This is a genomic window from Sporolactobacillus sp. BBK16-2, from assembly GCF_059878335.1.
On record NZ_CM187611.1, the window covers coordinates 3,256,636 to 3,271,594 of the forward strand.

The 14,959-nt window shown below is 45.8% G+C and carries 13 protein-coding genes; 8 read left to right on the forward strand and 5 right to left on the reverse strand.

The genetic code is table 11. From position 1 onward, the window contains the following. Nucleotides 1–876 precede the first annotated feature (876 nt). The 5 genes from AC6F33_RS16205 to AC6F33_RS16225 all read left to right on the forward strand — a co-directional run bounded on the left by AC6F33_RS16205 (nt 877) and on the right by AC6F33_RS16225 (nt 7,111). The gene (locus tag AC6F33_RS16205; RefSeq protein WP_500777439.1) at nt 877–2,346 is read left to right on the forward strand and encodes an FTR1 family iron permease; all 1,470 of its coding nucleotides are present in this window, start codon (nt 877–879) and stop codon (nt 2,344–2,346) included. A gap of 8 nt (nt 2,347–2,354) precedes the next feature. Beyond that, nucleotides 2,355–3,512, forward strand: coding sequence for an iron uptake system protein EfeO (efeO, locus tag AC6F33_RS16210; protein ID WP_500777440.1), 1,158 nt, complete (start codon nt 2,355–2,357; stop codon nt 3,510–3,512). Nucleotides 3,513–3,534: 22 nt separating this feature from the next. After that, a complete protein-coding gene (efeB, locus tag AC6F33_RS16215; RefSeq protein WP_480948223.1) occupies nt 3,535–4,776 on the forward strand; it encodes an iron uptake transporter deferrochelatase/peroxidase subunit in 1,242 nt (413 codons plus the stop codon). A 315-nt stretch (nt 4,777–5,091) separates the two neighbouring features. After that, nucleotides 5,092–6,012: a DMT family transporter gene (locus tag AC6F33_RS16220; RefSeq protein ID WP_255747725.1), complete on the forward strand. Its 921-nt coding sequence runs from the start codon at nt 5,092–5,094 to the stop codon at nt 6,010–6,012. Nucleotides 6,013–6,226: 214 nt separating this feature from the next. Beyond that, nucleotides 6,227–7,111: an aminoglycoside 6-adenylyltransferase gene (locus tag AC6F33_RS16225; RefSeq protein WP_255747726.1), complete on the forward strand. Its 885-nt coding sequence runs from the start codon at nt 6,227–6,229 to the stop codon at nt 7,109–7,111. Between the two features lie 206 nt (nt 7,112–7,317). On the opposite strand, the gene pta is transcribed toward AC6F33_RS16225, so the two are convergent. After that, complete coding sequence (gene pta, locus AC6F33_RS16230; RefSeq protein WP_255747727.1) at nt 7,318–8,310, reverse strand: phosphate acetyltransferase; 993 nt, start codon at nt 8,308–8,310, stop codon at nt 7,318–7,320. Between the two features lie 231 nt (nt 8,311–8,541). On the opposite strand from pta, the gene hemQ reads away from it, so the two are divergent. The 3 genes from hemQ (at nt 8,542) to gerQ (ending at nt 10,463) form a co-directional block, all read left to right on the forward strand. Further along, nucleotides 8,542–9,288, forward strand: a complete 747-nt coding sequence (gene hemQ, locus AC6F33_RS16235) for a hydrogen peroxide-dependent heme synthase (RefSeq protein WP_255747728.1) — start codon at nt 8,542–8,544, stop codon at nt 9,286–9,288. Between the two features lie 179 nt (nt 9,289–9,467). Beyond that, on the forward strand, nt 9,468–9,890 hold the full coding sequence (locus AC6F33_RS16240) for a cell wall hydrolase (RefSeq protein WP_255747729.1): 423 nt from the start codon (nt 9,468–9,470) through the stop codon (nt 9,888–9,890). Between the two features lie 30 nt (nt 9,891–9,920). Beyond that, complete coding sequence (gene gerQ, locus AC6F33_RS16245) at nt 9,921–10,463, forward strand: spore coat protein GerQ (RefSeq protein ID WP_500777441.1); 543 nt, start codon at nt 9,921–9,923, stop codon at nt 10,461–10,463. A gap of 86 nt (nt 10,464–10,549) precedes the next feature. Here the strand turns inward: gerQ and AC6F33_RS16250 are convergent, their stop codons facing one another. The 4 genes from AC6F33_RS16250 to AC6F33_RS16265 form a co-directional block, all read right to left on the reverse strand. Further along, nucleotides 10,550–11,005, reverse strand: a complete 456-nt coding sequence (locus AC6F33_RS16250) for an HIT family protein (RefSeq protein WP_255747731.1) — start codon at nt 11,003–11,005, stop codon at nt 10,550–10,552. A gap of 46 nt (nt 11,006–11,051) precedes the next feature. After that, the gene (locus tag AC6F33_RS16255) at nt 11,052–11,426 is read right to left on the reverse strand and encodes a DUF423 domain-containing protein (RefSeq protein ID WP_255747732.1); all 375 of its coding nucleotides are present in this window, start codon (nt 11,424–11,426) and stop codon (nt 11,052–11,054) included. Nucleotides 11,427–12,124: 698 nt separating this feature from the next. Beyond that, entirely contained in the window at nt 12,125–13,453 is a 1,329-nt protein-coding gene (gene ltrA / locus AC6F33_RS16260; protein WP_255749773.1) for a group II intron reverse transcriptase/maturase, read from the reverse strand. Between the two features lie 561 nt (nt 13,454–14,014). Then, entirely contained in the window at nt 14,015–14,884 is an 870-nt protein-coding gene (locus AC6F33_RS16265) for an NAD(P)-dependent oxidoreductase (protein ID WP_500777442.1), read from the reverse strand. Nucleotides 14,885–14,959: the final 75 nt, after the last annotated feature.

Consider the following 14,959-nt stretch of genomic DNA (forward strand, 5'->3'; position numbering starts at 1 on the left):
TTTTGCAAAACAAAGGATTGGGAACCAAACACGAAGGATGTGGGACGCCCGCGGTAAGCGAGCATTCGCAGCAGATTCAAAATCCGGATAGGTTTAAGAAGCTTTCGCTAAATATGCATATGTCCTGTGAAAGTAAGGACCGGGTGCTTTTTGCCCGGTTTTTTCTTACTAGAAAAGAAAACACCGCTGGTACGACGATAAGCCTCATAAGCTGCTGATTCCCAATCTGCTCTTATCAGTTGGGCGATGAGGTAAGCGTCCAATCTGATAAATAGAAGGAGAAATTACCCTTATTTAGAAAATGAACGAAAAAATAGCTTAAATAGGCGGAAAAATTACCCTTATCGAATTGAAAAACATGAAAATGGAGGGTTTTGCTTTGCATAAGCGGAAAAATTACCCTTATTCACCGGCGAAACAAGCTCCATGGTGCAAATAAGCGGAAAATGTCCGCTTATTTTACTCGTTACCTAATGAAGGATCAGGATAATGAAACAGAAAAGTGATGAAGGAGCTTTCGCTAAATATGCATATGTCCTGTATGCAACGGGAAAGCCACCGCATCCTGCGGAAGTATGGACCGGGCGTTTTTTGCCCGGTTTTTTCTTATGAAATCAATAGTCGATGCAAGCACGCAACATTTGTGTGAATATGCCTCGATTTGCCTAACCGATCCTGCATCATCAATTGACACCTTCTGATTCTGATTTCCCACATGAATAGCCAGCCAATTAACATGCATATTATTAATCTATACTATTTGTCACAATATTGATCATTTTATTTAAATTTATATTGACAGTATGTCTCTGGGCTACTAAACTATACTTGTTTAATTGAAAATGATTATCATTACCGTCTTGGAGGTGCTTCACTATGAAATTCGGTCGGTGCATCGGAGCATTTACACTGATTTGCTTGATCGCGATGCTGTCGATGTATCCGCTACCAGCACATGCAGAAAAGGCAATTGATGTTTCTCCAGCGCTCAAGGATCTAAATCATGCAATCACTGCATTGCAGAACAATAAATCGGCAGAAGCAGATTTTTCATCCTTTAAAAAATGGTGGCAGAACAATAAAACTGCCGTTTCGAAGAGTTCTCTTGACGCCTCGATCCAATTAAGCCAGGATATAAGCTCTGCGTCGTTGGATCTGCTCAATGGTGATCGAACAGAAGCGATAAAAAGTGTCGGCGCACTTCGACAGACACTCCAAGACTATCAAAGCGGTTTGTACGGCGGAGCCGCCAAGTCGGGACATCACTCTCTGTCTTCTTACATAACCGAGCTTGGCAACGCGAAACAGTCGATGAGTCAGAAGGATTGGGTCACCGCCGCATCTCAGGTCAAGCAGCTTCAACAGGATTGGCTGTCCGTTGAAGGCGATGTTGTCAGCCAATCGCAAAGCATCTATACCGAATCTGAGAAAGATTTAGTTATGATGGATGCGTACCTCGCTGATTCAAAAACACGAACAAAAGCGCTGCCGCTGGTCGATGAAATGATCACAAGTTTGAAGCCGCTCGCATCAGCAAACTATGGAATGTGGGATGCTGCTCTGATTCCGATTCGCGAAGGTCTTGAGGCACTGCTGGTAATCGGTGCACTGCTGACCTTTGCGCGCAAAGCAAATTCAAAGCCGGCAAAGGTGTGGATCTGGAGCGGAACAAGCCTCGCTGTGATCGTATGTCTTGCGGTCGGCGCGCTCGTTTCCTTTCTGCTCTCAGTCGCTGCCTTTGGAAACAACAATTCATTGATCAACGGTTGGTCCGGAGTGGTCGCAAGTCTGATGCTGCTTTATGTAGGCTATTGGCTGCACCGGAATGCGGACATTAAACGCTGGAACGCGTTTATCAAATCCAAAACAAGTCAGGCGATCAGTAAGCGAAAAATGATTTCCTTCGCCGTGCTTGCATTTATCGCCGTACTTCGCGAAGGAATGGAGACGGTCATCTTCTTAATCGGAATGGCCGGACGCATGCCGTACACGCAATTGGCAACAGGTATTGCCGTCGGTTTCGGCGTACTCGTTGTCATCGGCTTTCTCATGCTGAAGCTTGGCGTTCTGCTGCCGCTCCGTCCGTTTTTCATGATTTCAAGTTTTGTCATCTTTTACTTATGCTTCAAATTTATGGGATCAGGTATTCACAGTCTTCAAATGGCAGGCGTCCTCCCCTCAACGGTTTCAGAGGCCCTGCCGTCAATCAACAGCCTGAGTATTTTCCCATCATGGTACAGCACAGTTCCGCAGGCTATATGCTTACTGCTCTTCATCTTCATCATACTTAAAGAACAGCAGACAGCGTTATCACATAAAACACAAACACATGCCAAGGAGGCTTAATAATCATTATGAAACATCAAAAGAAAATTGTCTTTCTACTATTAATGGCAATCTTGCTTCTTCCGGTCATCACTGCATGCAGCAGTTCGCAACAGTCAGGCAGTACGAAAACATCGCAGACAACAAGTGACCCGGTCAAGCAGGGCACGAACAAAATGAAACAACTGAACAGCAAGCTCCAGACCGCTTTGAAAAAGAACGATACAGATGAAATTAAAAAATATGGCAAGCAAATTAATACACAATGGCTTTCCTATGAAAATAACGTACGTGACCGATTCCCGCTTCAATACGCGAAAATCGAACGCTATCAACAGCCGATTTACGCACAATCCAATCTTGCTGATCCTGATGTTGCACAGATAAAGGAGAACAGCAGCGCGCTGACTGAGCAATTAAATGATCTGCTTACTGCCAAGGAAACCAAATCAAAACCATCGAAACAGATGGATCAAGCCGTGGATGATTATCTCAAATATGCCGATGAACAAATCGACATGCTTGTGAAAACAACTAAGCCTTTTGTGAAAGCTGTTAAAGACGGCGATATTGAAAAAGCAAAGAAGCTTTACGCTGAACCACGTATTTACTATGAACGTGCCGAACCGATTGCTGAAAGCTTCGGCGATTTGGATCCCGCAATTGACGCATGCGTTAATGATGTTGATGATCTCTCTAAATGGACCGGCTTCCACGAAATCGAACGCGCATTGTGGGAAAAGAACAGCCTCAAGGGTCAGGGCAAATATGCCGATAAATTAATGGCCGATGTTCTTGATCTGCAGAAAAAGTCAAAGACATTTAAATTAACCCCTAAAGCAATGGTTGCCGGGGCTATGGAACTGCTTGAAGAAGCCGCAACAAGCAAAATTACCGGTGAAGAAGAACGTTATTCTCACACCGATTTAGTCGACCTGCAAGCAAACGTTGACGGCTCCGAAGCCGTTTATCAAGCGGCCATTCCTGCCCTGAATCAGGGACATAAGGACCTGGCAAACCAAATCGATAAACAATTCCAGGCATTTGATAAGCAAATGCTGAAATACAAAAAGTCCGATACGGAATACGAAGATTACACAAAGCTCAGCAAAGAACAAATCCGAGAAATCAGCAACGAGCTCAGCAAACTCTCGAAGCTGATGGCTCAAACGGCGAAAATTTTCTAATTAAGAAAGAGGTCGATCCCGAATGGATAACGATGAACTTGGTACCCCGCAGCAAAAAAAGGGATACTCCAGGCGGGAAATGTTAAAAATGACGGCACTTGCCGGCGGCGGAATTGCCCTTGGTGCAAGCGGATTGGGCACGGCACTTGAACTGCTTGGTGGCAAAACAGCAGCGGAGCCTGCGAATCAATCCAAAGTTCCCTTTTTCGGAGCACATCAAGCTGGTGTTACAACCGTACATCAAAGCTACGGTTATCTTGCGGCATTCGACATTGATCCGTCGATTCATGACGTAGCGAAGATCATGGCACTCTTTATCTCCTGGACACAGCTTGCCGCAACGCTGACGCAGGGCAAGAGGGAAATCAACAGCAGCAACAAGGAACTGCCGCCGAACGATACGAATGAGGCGCGTGATCTTGGCGCCGCCAATCTGACCATCACCTTTGGTCTCGGTCACTCCTTTTTTATCAAAGGTGGAAAGGACCGCTTCGGATTGGCGAATCAAATGCCGAAGCAGCTGACAGAGATGCCGAAAATCGCTCACGAAACGCTCGATCCATCCATCTCAAATGGCGACATTTGCGTCCAGGTATGTGCCGACATCCAGCAAGTCGCTTTTCATGCTCTGCGCAATCTGATCAAGGAAGCACTTGGAACAGCGAATATCCGCTGGATGGAATCCGGTTTTCTGAATGGAGCAAAGGGAAAAACGCCGCGTAACCTATTTGGCTTTAAAGACGGCACGGCTAATGTAACCGATGCCGTCGATCAGGAAAAAGTCATCTGGGCCGGCAATGATGAACCAAAATGGATGCGTGGCGGTACCTATCTCGGCTATCGTAAGATCAAGATGATTATCGAGACTTGGGATCGTGACTCATACAGCGATCAGGAAAATGTTTTTGGTCGAAAAAAAGATTCCGGCGCAGCCTTCGGACGAACTCATGAGAAAGAACCGGTGATTATGAGCAAGCAGCCGGTAAATTCACATGTTCGGCTGGCACATGGAACCGGCAAACAGATTTTTCGACGCGCTTATTCTTATACAAACGGTATCCAGCCGACAACAGGAAATCTTGATGCGGGCTTGCTGTTTATCGCTTTTCAAAACAAACCGCAAGACAGCTTTATCCCGATGCTCCGTGTACTCGGGAAAAGCGACGCACTCAACGAATACACCGATCATGTCGCAACCGGCCTTTTCGCTATTCCAGCCGGTATTAAGAAAAACGAATATTTCGCTCAGCATTTATTTGAATAACATCTGTATGATGGCCATCGCGCAGAAATTTGACGCGATGGCTTTTAATCTATTCGTACATGACCAACATGTAGTCCTAATCAATTTATACTTTTATATGATTAATCAATCTATAGATTTTCACACAGTTCGTTTATAATAGTCTTAAAAGTCTGTCAAGGAGGATTCCGTCATGCGCTATTATCTTGATCTTTTTGAAAATGATCAACCTGCCCTTCGCTCCTGAGCAAGGGTACCGGCGAATGATCTGCCTCTTACCCCTTCCTCGGGATACTTCACTTACAAAAAAATCCCATAAAAGAAGGGCTATAAACCATGAAATCATCAATGATCGGTGCTATTTATCTGGCGCTTGCGGCAGCAATTTGGGGCTGCATGTATGTAGTGAGTAAATATGTTTTACAGTTCGTCACTCCGCTTGCACTTGTATGGCTGCGCTACCTGCTTGGATCAATGCTTTTGTTTATCCTTCTGTGGATTCAGCAAAAGAAAACCGGCAAACGACTCCGTCTGAGCAAAGGGCAATGGTGGATGCTGATTTGGATCGGCTTTATCGGCTATTTTATCTCAATCGCCTGCCAATTTATCGGCACGAAGCTTTCCGATGCTCACACCGGTGCAATGATCACCTCAGCGACACCAGCCTTTGTCGTCGTGTTCGCACGTTTTGTATTGAAAGAAGCCTTTTCCATTCGGAAAATCATGTCGCTTGTCGTCGCGACCAGCGGCGTCATCCTGACCATCGGATTACCCGACAAGCTCGGTAATTACTTTTGGGGCTGCATCACTTTAGTCATCGCCGCGATCACCTGGGCGCTGCTTTCCGTATACGTCAAGAAGGCGGCTGAAGAACTATCATCGCTTGTGATTACGACCTACTCGATTTTCTTTGCACTGATTTTCACGACACCATTTATGATCCGAGATTGGTCAATGGGTACCATTCATTTTGCCAATGGACCGGTCATCGCAGGCATACTCTATCTTGGCATTGTGTCGACAGCCGGGGCATTTTTTCTTTGGAATAAAGGACTGACCATGATTGATGCCGGTGCCGGTTCACTCTTTCTGTTCTTCCAGCCGATTGTCGGCACTCTGCTTGGCTGGCTCATTCTCGGCGAAAAACTGTCAATCAATTTCGCCATTGGCAGCATCTTAATTCTCGGTGGAGTCGCACTTGCCACTCTTAAACGAAAGACGAAGAGCGAACAGCCAAGAGTTGTAACGAAGTTATGAAATCTTGTAACGAATCAAGGAAAAGTTGTAACCAATCATCGAACTTGTAACAAAGTCATAAAAACTAGTAACGAACCTAGGAATAATGGTAACGATCACTTAGAAAATGGGGAATGACTTATGAAAATATGATTGAATCGGTTTTAGACTTGTGCGCGACCTCCTCCACCATTCCTGCTTTTACAGGATTAAAAATTAATGGAGGATAATAAAAATGAGAAATGAGCAAGAAATGAAGGCATTGATTTTAGATAAGGCAAAGGCAGATGAACGAATTCGCGCTGTGATTATGAACGGATCACGAACCAATCCTGATGCACCGCGCGATTGTTTTCAAGATTACGATATAGTCTATGTGGTCCGCGATGTTCCTTCATTTACGGCAAACCATCATTGGGTTGATCAATTCGGCAAGCGAATCATCATGCAAATGCCTGACCTGATGGATATTGGAAATGGACTCGGCGATATTGCTAAGGATAAATTCGCCTATTTAATGTTGTTTGATGACGGAAATCGGATTGATTTAACGCTGATGACCTTGGAAAGAGCAAAGGAATGGGTAAATGGAGACAGCCTGAGCATCATCCTGCTTGATAAAGATAGACAATTTGCATCTGTTCCTTCATCAGATGATCGGGATTATCGAATGATTCCACCGAGCGCAAAACAGTTCGTCGATTGCTGTAACGAATTCTGGTGGGTGTCGCCTTATGTGGCTAAAGGATTATGGCGCGGGGAAATACCGTATGCCAAGACCATGCTCGAACACTATGTCCGCGAGATGTTGCTCAAAATGCTCGGTTGGCACGCAGGTGTACGCACTAATTTTACAGTGAGTGCCGGAAAATGCGGTAAGTACTTGTCCCGCTATGTTGAAAAATCAGTATGGCAAAGCTATCTGCTCACCTATCCGGACGCTGAGCCCGAGCACATTTGGCAGTCGCTGTTTCAAATGGGCAATCTGTTTCGCATTTTGGCAAAGCAAGTTGCCGACCATTTCGGTTATATCTATGCAACTGCTGATGACCAACGTGTCTCCGCCTATTTGAAACACGTGCACGATTTGCCCTCAGATGCTAAACAGATTTATTATTAAGTAAACAGGTACACAAAAATCGGGAGAATATGTATGTCTTCCGATTTTTATTTTACAAATGTTCTTTTTGGAAAAATGTCCAGCTTCCAGATTTAGGATTTATTGATAGTCCTTTTGAAAATAAATTTCTGACAAGGTATAAAAAGAGCACGAACCGCAATAAGCATCGGCCGTGCTCCTTATTAGATTAAAATCAGATTGGATTATTACGCGTTCTGTGGCTGAGCAGCACTTAACGCTTGTTTTGCCGTAATCAGCGCCAGCTTGTAGACATCATCGGCAGAGCAGCCGCGCGACAAATCGTTCACCGGCTTGTTCAGGCCTTGCAGGATCGGTCCGATTGCTACATAGCCTCCGAGCCGCTGCACCATTTTGTACCCGATGTTCCCCGCATCAATATTTGGGAAAACAAATACGTTTGCCTTGCCGGCAATTGGTGACCCCGGTGCCTTTTTCGCAGCAACTTCCGGCACATAAGCAGCGTCAAATTGCAGTTCTCCGTCCACAAGTAATTCCGGCTCCCGTTCCTTAACAAGTTTTACTGCCTCTGTTACTTTATCGATCGACGGATCCTTCGCTGATCCCTTTGTCGAGAAACTAAGCATGGCTATTTTCGGATCAATGCCGAACATTTTTGCTGTCTCCGCAGATTCAACCGCAATCTCCGCCAAGGTTTCACTGTCCGGCGAGATATTAATACCGCAATCAGCGAAAACAAATTCTTTATCCCCTTTAACGAGAATAAAAGATCCCGAAATGCGTTTCTTTCCCGGCTGGGACTTGATAATCTGCAATGCAGGGCGCACGGTTTCCGCTGTTGAATGGGCCGCACCGCTGACCAACCCGTCCGCTTTGCCCATATAAACAAGCATTGTACCGTAATAGCATGGATCTTTTAACCAATCCGCTGCCTTTGCAGCATCGGTTTTTCCTTTTCTGCGCGCAACCAACGCTTCAATCATCGCCTGTAAATTCTCGTCCGTCTCAGGATGCATGAACACAACCTTTTTCTCATCAGCAAGCTCTTTTAAGGCATTGGAAGCATCCTCGACTTTTCCAATGAGAATCGGCACGATCAATTCTTCTTCCGCTAGGGTTTGTACCGCTTCGACAATCCGTTCATCTTCACTTTCAGGAAAAATTATGGATGGTTTGCCCTTCTTTATCTCAGGCTTCAATCGTTCAAATAAATCCGCCATTTGTCAATCCGCCCCCTCATTAAATTTGATCTATAATAAGTATAAACCAATTAGGCTTATCCTACATTGGGAAAGTTATTTTCATGCACTCCTTGCTTACTTTATCTATGCTATATTAAGTTAAGCGAAAGAAAAACCAGTCAAGCCATGATGGCAACTTGCCATAGGTTTTTCTCATGCGACACATGAGCTGATCTATTATTTTTTTAGAATAAAAAAGAGGTGTTCACTATGTCTGAAGCAGCCCAAACGCTGGATGGATGGTACTGCCTTCATGATTTTCGAACCATTGACTGGCAGGAATGGAAAACGAAATCCGAGTGGGAACGGCAGCAGACTTTGATGGAATTCAATCAGTTTCTGACCCAAGCGGAACTGAATGAAGATGCACGCGGCGGCAGCTTCGCCATGTATTCGGTACTCGGACAGAAAGCGGACTTCGTCATGATTTCGCTTCGTCCGACCATGGACGAGCTTAGCGATTTGGAAACTGAATTCGATAAATCCAAGCTGGGCGAGGTTGCAAACCCTGCCTATTCCTTTGTTTCTGTTGTTGAATTGAGCAACTATCTAGGCAAATCCGGCGGTGATCCCTACGCCAATCCGCGTGTACAGCAGCGTTTAAAACCAATTTTACCGAAAACCGATTACTTCTGCTTCTACCCGATGGATAAAAAGCGCGAGCACGGCGACAATTGGTACATGCTTCCGATGGAAGAACGACGGGAAATGATGAAAAGCCATGGCCAGATCGGCCGCAAATATGCAGGAAAAATTCACCAGATTATCACTGGTTCCGTTGGATTCGATGATTGGGAATGGGGCGTCACACTTTTTTCAGATGATCCCCTGCAATTCAAAAAGATTGTCTACGAAATGCGCTTTGATGAAGCGAGCGCCCGATTTGGCGACTTCGGGCCGTTTTTCGTTGGCACGCAACTATCACAAGAACTTTTTAATCAAAAGTTTTCATTATAATTGTTTCACTTTATCGAAAGACCTGAAAACAGGTCTTTTTTTATTTACGATTCGATTTTCCGGTATCCATTGTCATTATTTGCGCTGCCTGGCATAGGCTTTAAGGTACGAATATCCGAGAGCTCATACCTATTGAAAATAAGTTGTATTTTCCTTTCACAAAGGAGGTATTTACGGCTATGGCCGTGGTTCAACACACTGCTAATGATGTTTCACTGCTCGCCCGGCTGATGCGTGCGGAGGCTGAAGGCGACGGTCAGCTCGGCATGCTGATGGTCGGCAACGTCGGCGTGAATCGCGTGCTCGGAAACTGCCTTGACTTTGAGGGATTGAGGACGATCCAACAGATGGTTTTCCAAAGTCCCGGTGGATTTGAAGCGACACAAAAGGGCTACTTTTATCAAGCGGCGCGTAGCGTGGACAAACGCCTTGCCCAGCGCACGCTTAATGGTGAACGTTTTCATCCCGCATCCAATTCGCTTTGGTTTTTCCAGCCTTCGGGCGCTTGTCCCGCCCAATGGTACAATCAATGGAACACCGGACGATTTAAAGCACATTGCTTCTTTGCCCCAAGCGAATCCGTCTGCCCAAGTGTTTATTGATCATTTTATTGCTAAGGAGTGACTTTACTTATGGGTGTTCAATTTCCGCCAGACAGCTGGCCTTATGGTGCATCATTCAGTCCTGATCCCGGCGCGCAGCCGGGCTGGGACACTTCAAGACAGCAAGTGGCACCGCAACAGCAACCGAGCGGTACCTTTCCATTCCAAGGGCAGCTGACACAGGCTCCCGGAGTCCCGCCTGCTGCGCAAACGGTTCCTTATCCGTATCCTGCATACACAATACCCGTACCGCAAACCGGTCAGCCAGTTGCGCCTGCAGTACCGCAAGTTCTGCCGTTGCCGTTCGTTGAGCAATCCTACATCGAAAACATTTTAAGGCTGAATCTCGGCAAAACAGCGACGGTTTACTGTACCTTTGAAGGCAACAGCCAATGGAATGCCAAATCATTTACCGGTACGGTCGAGGCCGCTGGGCGCGATCATGTGATCATTGAAGATGAGGAAACACGCGTCCGTTACCTAATTCCCATGGTTTTCGTCAACTATTTCGAGTTTACCGGGCCGCTCAGCTATGAATATCCTTATGGTCCGCAATCTCCGACCGGAAGATAATTTTCTAACAAAAACGGAGCACCTCCGCCCAAGGAGATGCTCCATTTTGTGTCCAAGTGATTCCGTAGCTGCCAACTACGAATCTGCTATTTTTCGTATATATGTTTCAAATAATTTGCCAGTTCTTCTTTTAATTTGCCGTGCTTATGCTCATTAAAATGCTTTTCTTCGTCGTACCAATTTGATGAGTCATACAGCCAAACAGGCATTTTTCTTCTCTCATCTTTTTCCCATTCATATCTTGGAAAAATATGTGCATGTAAGAACGCGTCTGTATTCCCCAAGATATCATAATTGATTCTTAGAGGATGGCACACGTTCATAATCGCGTCTCCTACTAAACTCATGTCTGTGAGAAACTGCGACCGCTCATCAATTGTCAGATCATTGAGGCTCAATACTTCTTTTTTGGGCAGTAAGACACAATAGCCGGGTAAAAATTGTGTATCTCCGATAACTGCAAAGCCGCTCTTCATTTTTGCTAGAACCATTGGATTTGTCCCGTTTAGAGCAGACTCAACCCTATTTTCTCTCCAATCCATTGCAAAAGCCTCCAGTATCGTTCGAATTAAATAATACTGTGTGCCATTACGCGCGCAATGCGGCCATAACAACAAGCAGCCAGCTTGCGAGAAAGGCAACGCCGCCGATCGGTGTAATGGCTCCAAGCATGCGAACACCGCTCAACGTCAGCGCATACAAGCTGCCGGAAAAAAGCAGAACACCGACTGCCATCAACCATCCGGACCAAGAAAGCAACGTGCTCTGCCCGCTGAATACGGTCAGTGCGAGGATGCCGATCACAATCAGTCCCAGCGCATGGTACATCTGATAATGAACACCCGTTTGAAATACCGCCAAATCTTGTTCGGTGAGCCGCGTTTTCAATATATGAGCCCCGAATGCGCCAAATGCTACAGACAGGAAGGCTAATACAGCGCCAATTACTATAAAACTTTTCATGAGTTCAGTCCTCTCAACAACGATTCTTTTCTTATTCTAGCATCTGTCCAATGACTCGTCTCATTTGCGGCTCAGAGAGGTTTCTATTAATTAGTGGTGTGAAATTTTCATCGAACATTTCCGTTTTTTATAGTTGAGTTTTTATCACAGCTACTAGTATAAAAAATGCTCCCATTCATCTCACTTCTGTTTCATTATCCTGATCCTTCATTAGGTAACGAGTAAAATAAGCGGAGATTTTCCGGTTATATGCACCATGGAGCTTGTTTCGCCGGTGAATAAGGGTAATTTTTCCGCTTATGCAAAGCAAAACCCTCCATTTTCATGTTTTTCAATTCGATAAGCGGAATTTTTCCGCCTATTTAAGCTATTTTTTCGTTCATTTTCTAAATAAGGGTAATTTTTCCTCCTATTTATCAGATTGGACGCTTACCTCATCGCTTCGGTTGCTCGCATCAACAGAGCACGATCGCGGGCGCACCGCGAGCTTCCTCAGACAAGCAGAAATCTGCGAGGTCTCGCTGGCACCTGATCCCGCAGGCGCGCCGCACCTCCGCTTTGATTCTCGGTCAAGGCACTGGTTTATTCGTTTAAAAATGGGGTAAAATCTGTCGAGTAGGGCAGTGATTCACATCCTCTGTCCCCCTCACAGAACCGTGCGTGCGCTATTTACGCACACGGCTCTTCTTGTTCATGGTTCACAGAATATAGCTAAGTTCTGGGCGAAGTTGATAGATATTGACCTTGATTCGTGGTTGAGGCAATGGGCATCGTTTTAGAAATTGATTGAACTTTTCCCATGTATAAGATCGTTTTTGGCTTCTTCTGTTTAACCATTTATACAACAGCCGAATCACCTGTAATCGAAACGCATTCACACTTGGAATGTTGTCGGTGACACAATAGTAGTTGTAATAGCCGATCAGCGAGCGCTTGATCCGATCCATGATGGAGTCTATCTCTTTCGTTCGATGAGCTTTAAGCCACTGCCCGTGGGCTTTGAGCTTGGCGCAGACTTTCTTTCGACTGCTTTTTCGTTTTACTCGAAAGTGTCCACTTTTACTCCACCCACAGTAGTGGGTGAACCCCAGGAAGTCAAAGGTCTTTGGCTTCCTGTTTTCAATTCGTCTGGCATTTTCCCAAGCAAAACGTCCAAAAGGAATGATCCTCGCTTTTTCCTCTGCTAGCGTCAAATTAAATTTACCGATTCGCTGCTTGAGTTCACTATAGAATTGCTCCGCTTCCTGTTTGTACTGAAAGCAACAGACAAAGTCATCAGCGTAGCGCACCAAGTAGGCCTGTCCCTGACACTGCTTCTTCACCACTTTCATAAACCATAGATCAATCACATAGTGAAGATAGATGTTGGCTAGAATCGGCGAGATCAGTCCACCTTGCGGCGTCCCTTGTTCGCTTGCGTACCACGTCCCCTTCTCCATGTATCCAGCCTTCAGAAAACGCGCAATGAGTCTGAGTAGACTTGGATCATTAATGCGATGATTTAAGAAACGCATCATCCATTGGTGATCAACATGATCAAAGAAACCTTTGATGTCTACATCAACGATGTAGTTTGTATACCGTTTTTCGATGGAGACATTGAGCACTTTGAGCGCATCATGACAACTTCTATTTGGACGAAAGCCAAAGGAACAGTCAAGAAAATCCTGTTCATAGATGGCATTAAGGATTTTCGCAAGTCCTCGCTGTACAATTTTATCTTCATAAGCCGGAATGCCCAACGGTCTTTTCTTCGTTGAACCCGGCTTATCAATGTACACGCGACGCACCGGAAGCGGCCGATAGCTTTTCTGCTTCAGTCGCATGACTAGGTGGGAGAGGTTATCCGCCACGTTTTCTTGATAGGCAACTTTTGTTACTTGGTCAATGCCTGTTGCTTTGTTGCCTTGTAACTCCCGATGACACTGTCTCAATTCCTCTTCATCCATTAAGTGCGCCAGTGACGTGAACGCCATCCCCGGATTCGCCTTCGCTAATTCTGCTATTCTTACCTGTTTTGTGTTCATCTTTACTGCACCTCCGTGTGTGCCGATGTGTCCCCGATAAGATTCATGAACAAGAGAAACACCTTTCCTCGACTGGCATTACCCAGCGTCATTAGTACTATGTGTTTCCTCCGACTTCCCAGTAGACATTTAGCGTCCTCACATTTGATTGCTTGGTTCACTATACTTTCATTCGAAAGATCCGCTGGGATCTCCCGAGTTGCCGTCCCTTATCAATGCTCAGCGTGCCATGGTCTCAGACCCCGGGGAACCCCCAATCCTCTTACCCTATCGATGATTGGAGTGTTGCCTTCTGGAAGTATAACGCCATCGGCGTTCCCGTTTTCATAAGTTTTCGAGGCTCATTCCCTTCAACCACATGGCTTACGGCCCACTGACTCGCTGTCTACGCTTAAAACTAACGTTGCCCTTAGTTCTCCAAGACTCGCTACGGATGAGTGGCTAACTCTTTTCCGACGGGATTCTCACCCGCTATAAGGCACGACCTTGCTCGGTCGCTCTATACTTTCTTATCTTGCAAAAAAGGCTGCGACATCAGCCGCAGTCTTTCCTTATCACTATTTATTGATTCCAATATTTTTTGTAGATTGCTTGTGTTCCGCTGTTTTCTTCGCCTTGTTCGGCGAGCTCATCGTAGATCTTCTTGGACAATGCAAGTCCCGGTGCATCCATGCCCATCGCTTCGGCGGATTCGAGCGCGATTCGCTCGTCCTTGATCAAGTGCTTGATATAGAAGCCCGGTTCAAAATCGCCTTTCAGCATTCGTCGGCCGAGATTGGTCAGTGACCAGCTGCCGGCTGCGCCTGTTTCGATGCTCTCCATCACCGTATCGGTATCAAGTCCGGCATGCTTTGCATAGGCTAATGCTTCCGCAACGCCGATCATGTTTGAGGCGATTGCAATCTGATTCGCCATTTTCGTATGCTGACCCGAGCCTGCTTTTCCCTGGTAGACAATTTTTTGACCCATGGCTTGAAAAACCGGTGCCAGTGTCTCAGCATCTTCCGAATCTCCGCCGATCATAATCGACAACGTACCGTTCTTTGCACCGACATCGCCGCCGGAAACCGGGGCGTCAAGTGCGTGCAGACCTTTTTCCGCGGCTGCCTTATAAATTTTTTCCGCAAGCTGAGGCGACGAGGTTGTCATGTCAATTAAATAGGCACCTTTTTCAGCATGATCAATGATCCCGTTATCAAAATAAACGGAAGCGACATCCTTTGGATAACCGACTATCGTAATGATTGCGTCAGCTCCTTTGGCCGCTTCCGCAGGGCTCGATTTCCAAACAGCTCCCTCCGAAACAAGATCATCTGCTTTACTTTTCGTTCGATTATAGACCTGAAGCGCAAACCCTGCCTTCATCAGATTGCGAATCATACCCTTGCCCATGACTCCGGTTCCAACAAATCCAATCGTCTTCACTGCCATTCATCCCACTCGCTTTCCTATGTGTTTACCTAGGATTAACCATAGCATGAAAGACGTGCGTTTTCACGTGATATG

What these genes read in the sequence shown, in the direction of transcription:
- AC6F33_RS16205 (WP_500777439.1), top strand. Translation starts at nt 877, where the DNA reads ATGAAATTCGGTCGGTGCATCGGAGCATTTACACTGATTTGCTTGATC.
- efeO (WP_500777440.1), top strand. Translation starts at nt 2,355, where the DNA reads ATGAAACATCAAAAGAAAATTGTCTTTCTACTATTAATGGCAATCTTG.
- efeB (WP_480948223.1), top strand. Translation starts at nt 3,535, where the DNA reads ATGGATAACGATGAACTTGGTACCCCGCAGCAAAAAAAGGGATACTCC.
- AC6F33_RS16220 (WP_255747725.1), top strand. Translation starts at nt 5,092, where the DNA reads ATGAAATCATCAATGATCGGTGCTATTTATCTGGCGCTTGCGGCAGCA.
- AC6F33_RS16225 (WP_255747726.1), top strand. Translation starts at nt 6,227, where the DNA reads ATGAGAAATGAGCAAGAAATGAAGGCATTGATTTTAGATAAGGCAAAG.
- pta (WP_255747727.1), bottom strand. Translation starts at nt 8,310, where the DNA reads ATGGCGGATTTATTTGAACGATTGAAGCCTGAGATAAAGAAGGGCAAA.
- hemQ (WP_255747728.1), top strand. Translation starts at nt 8,542, where the DNA reads ATGTCTGAAGCAGCCCAAACGCTGGATGGATGGTACTGCCTTCATGAT.
- AC6F33_RS16240 (WP_255747729.1), top strand. Translation starts at nt 9,468, where the DNA reads ATGGCCGTGGTTCAACACACTGCTAATGATGTTTCACTGCTCGCCCGG.
- gerQ (WP_500777441.1), top strand. Translation starts at nt 9,921, where the DNA reads ATGGGTGTTCAATTTCCGCCAGACAGCTGGCCTTATGGTGCATCATTC.
- AC6F33_RS16250 (WP_255747731.1), bottom strand. Translation starts at nt 11,005, where the DNA reads ATGGATTGGAGAGAAAATAGGGTTGAGTCTGCTCTAAACGGGACAAAT.
- AC6F33_RS16255 (WP_255747732.1), bottom strand. Translation starts at nt 11,426, where the DNA reads ATGAAAAGTTTTATAGTAATTGGCGCTGTATTAGCCTTCCTGTCTGTA.
- ltrA (WP_255749773.1), bottom strand. Translation starts at nt 13,453, where the DNA reads ATGAACACAAAACAGGTAAGAATAGCAGAATTAGCGAAGGCGAATCCG.
- AC6F33_RS16265 (WP_500777442.1), bottom strand. Translation starts at nt 14,884, where the DNA reads ATGGCAGTGAAGACGATTGGATTTGTTGGAACCGGAGTCATGGGCAAG.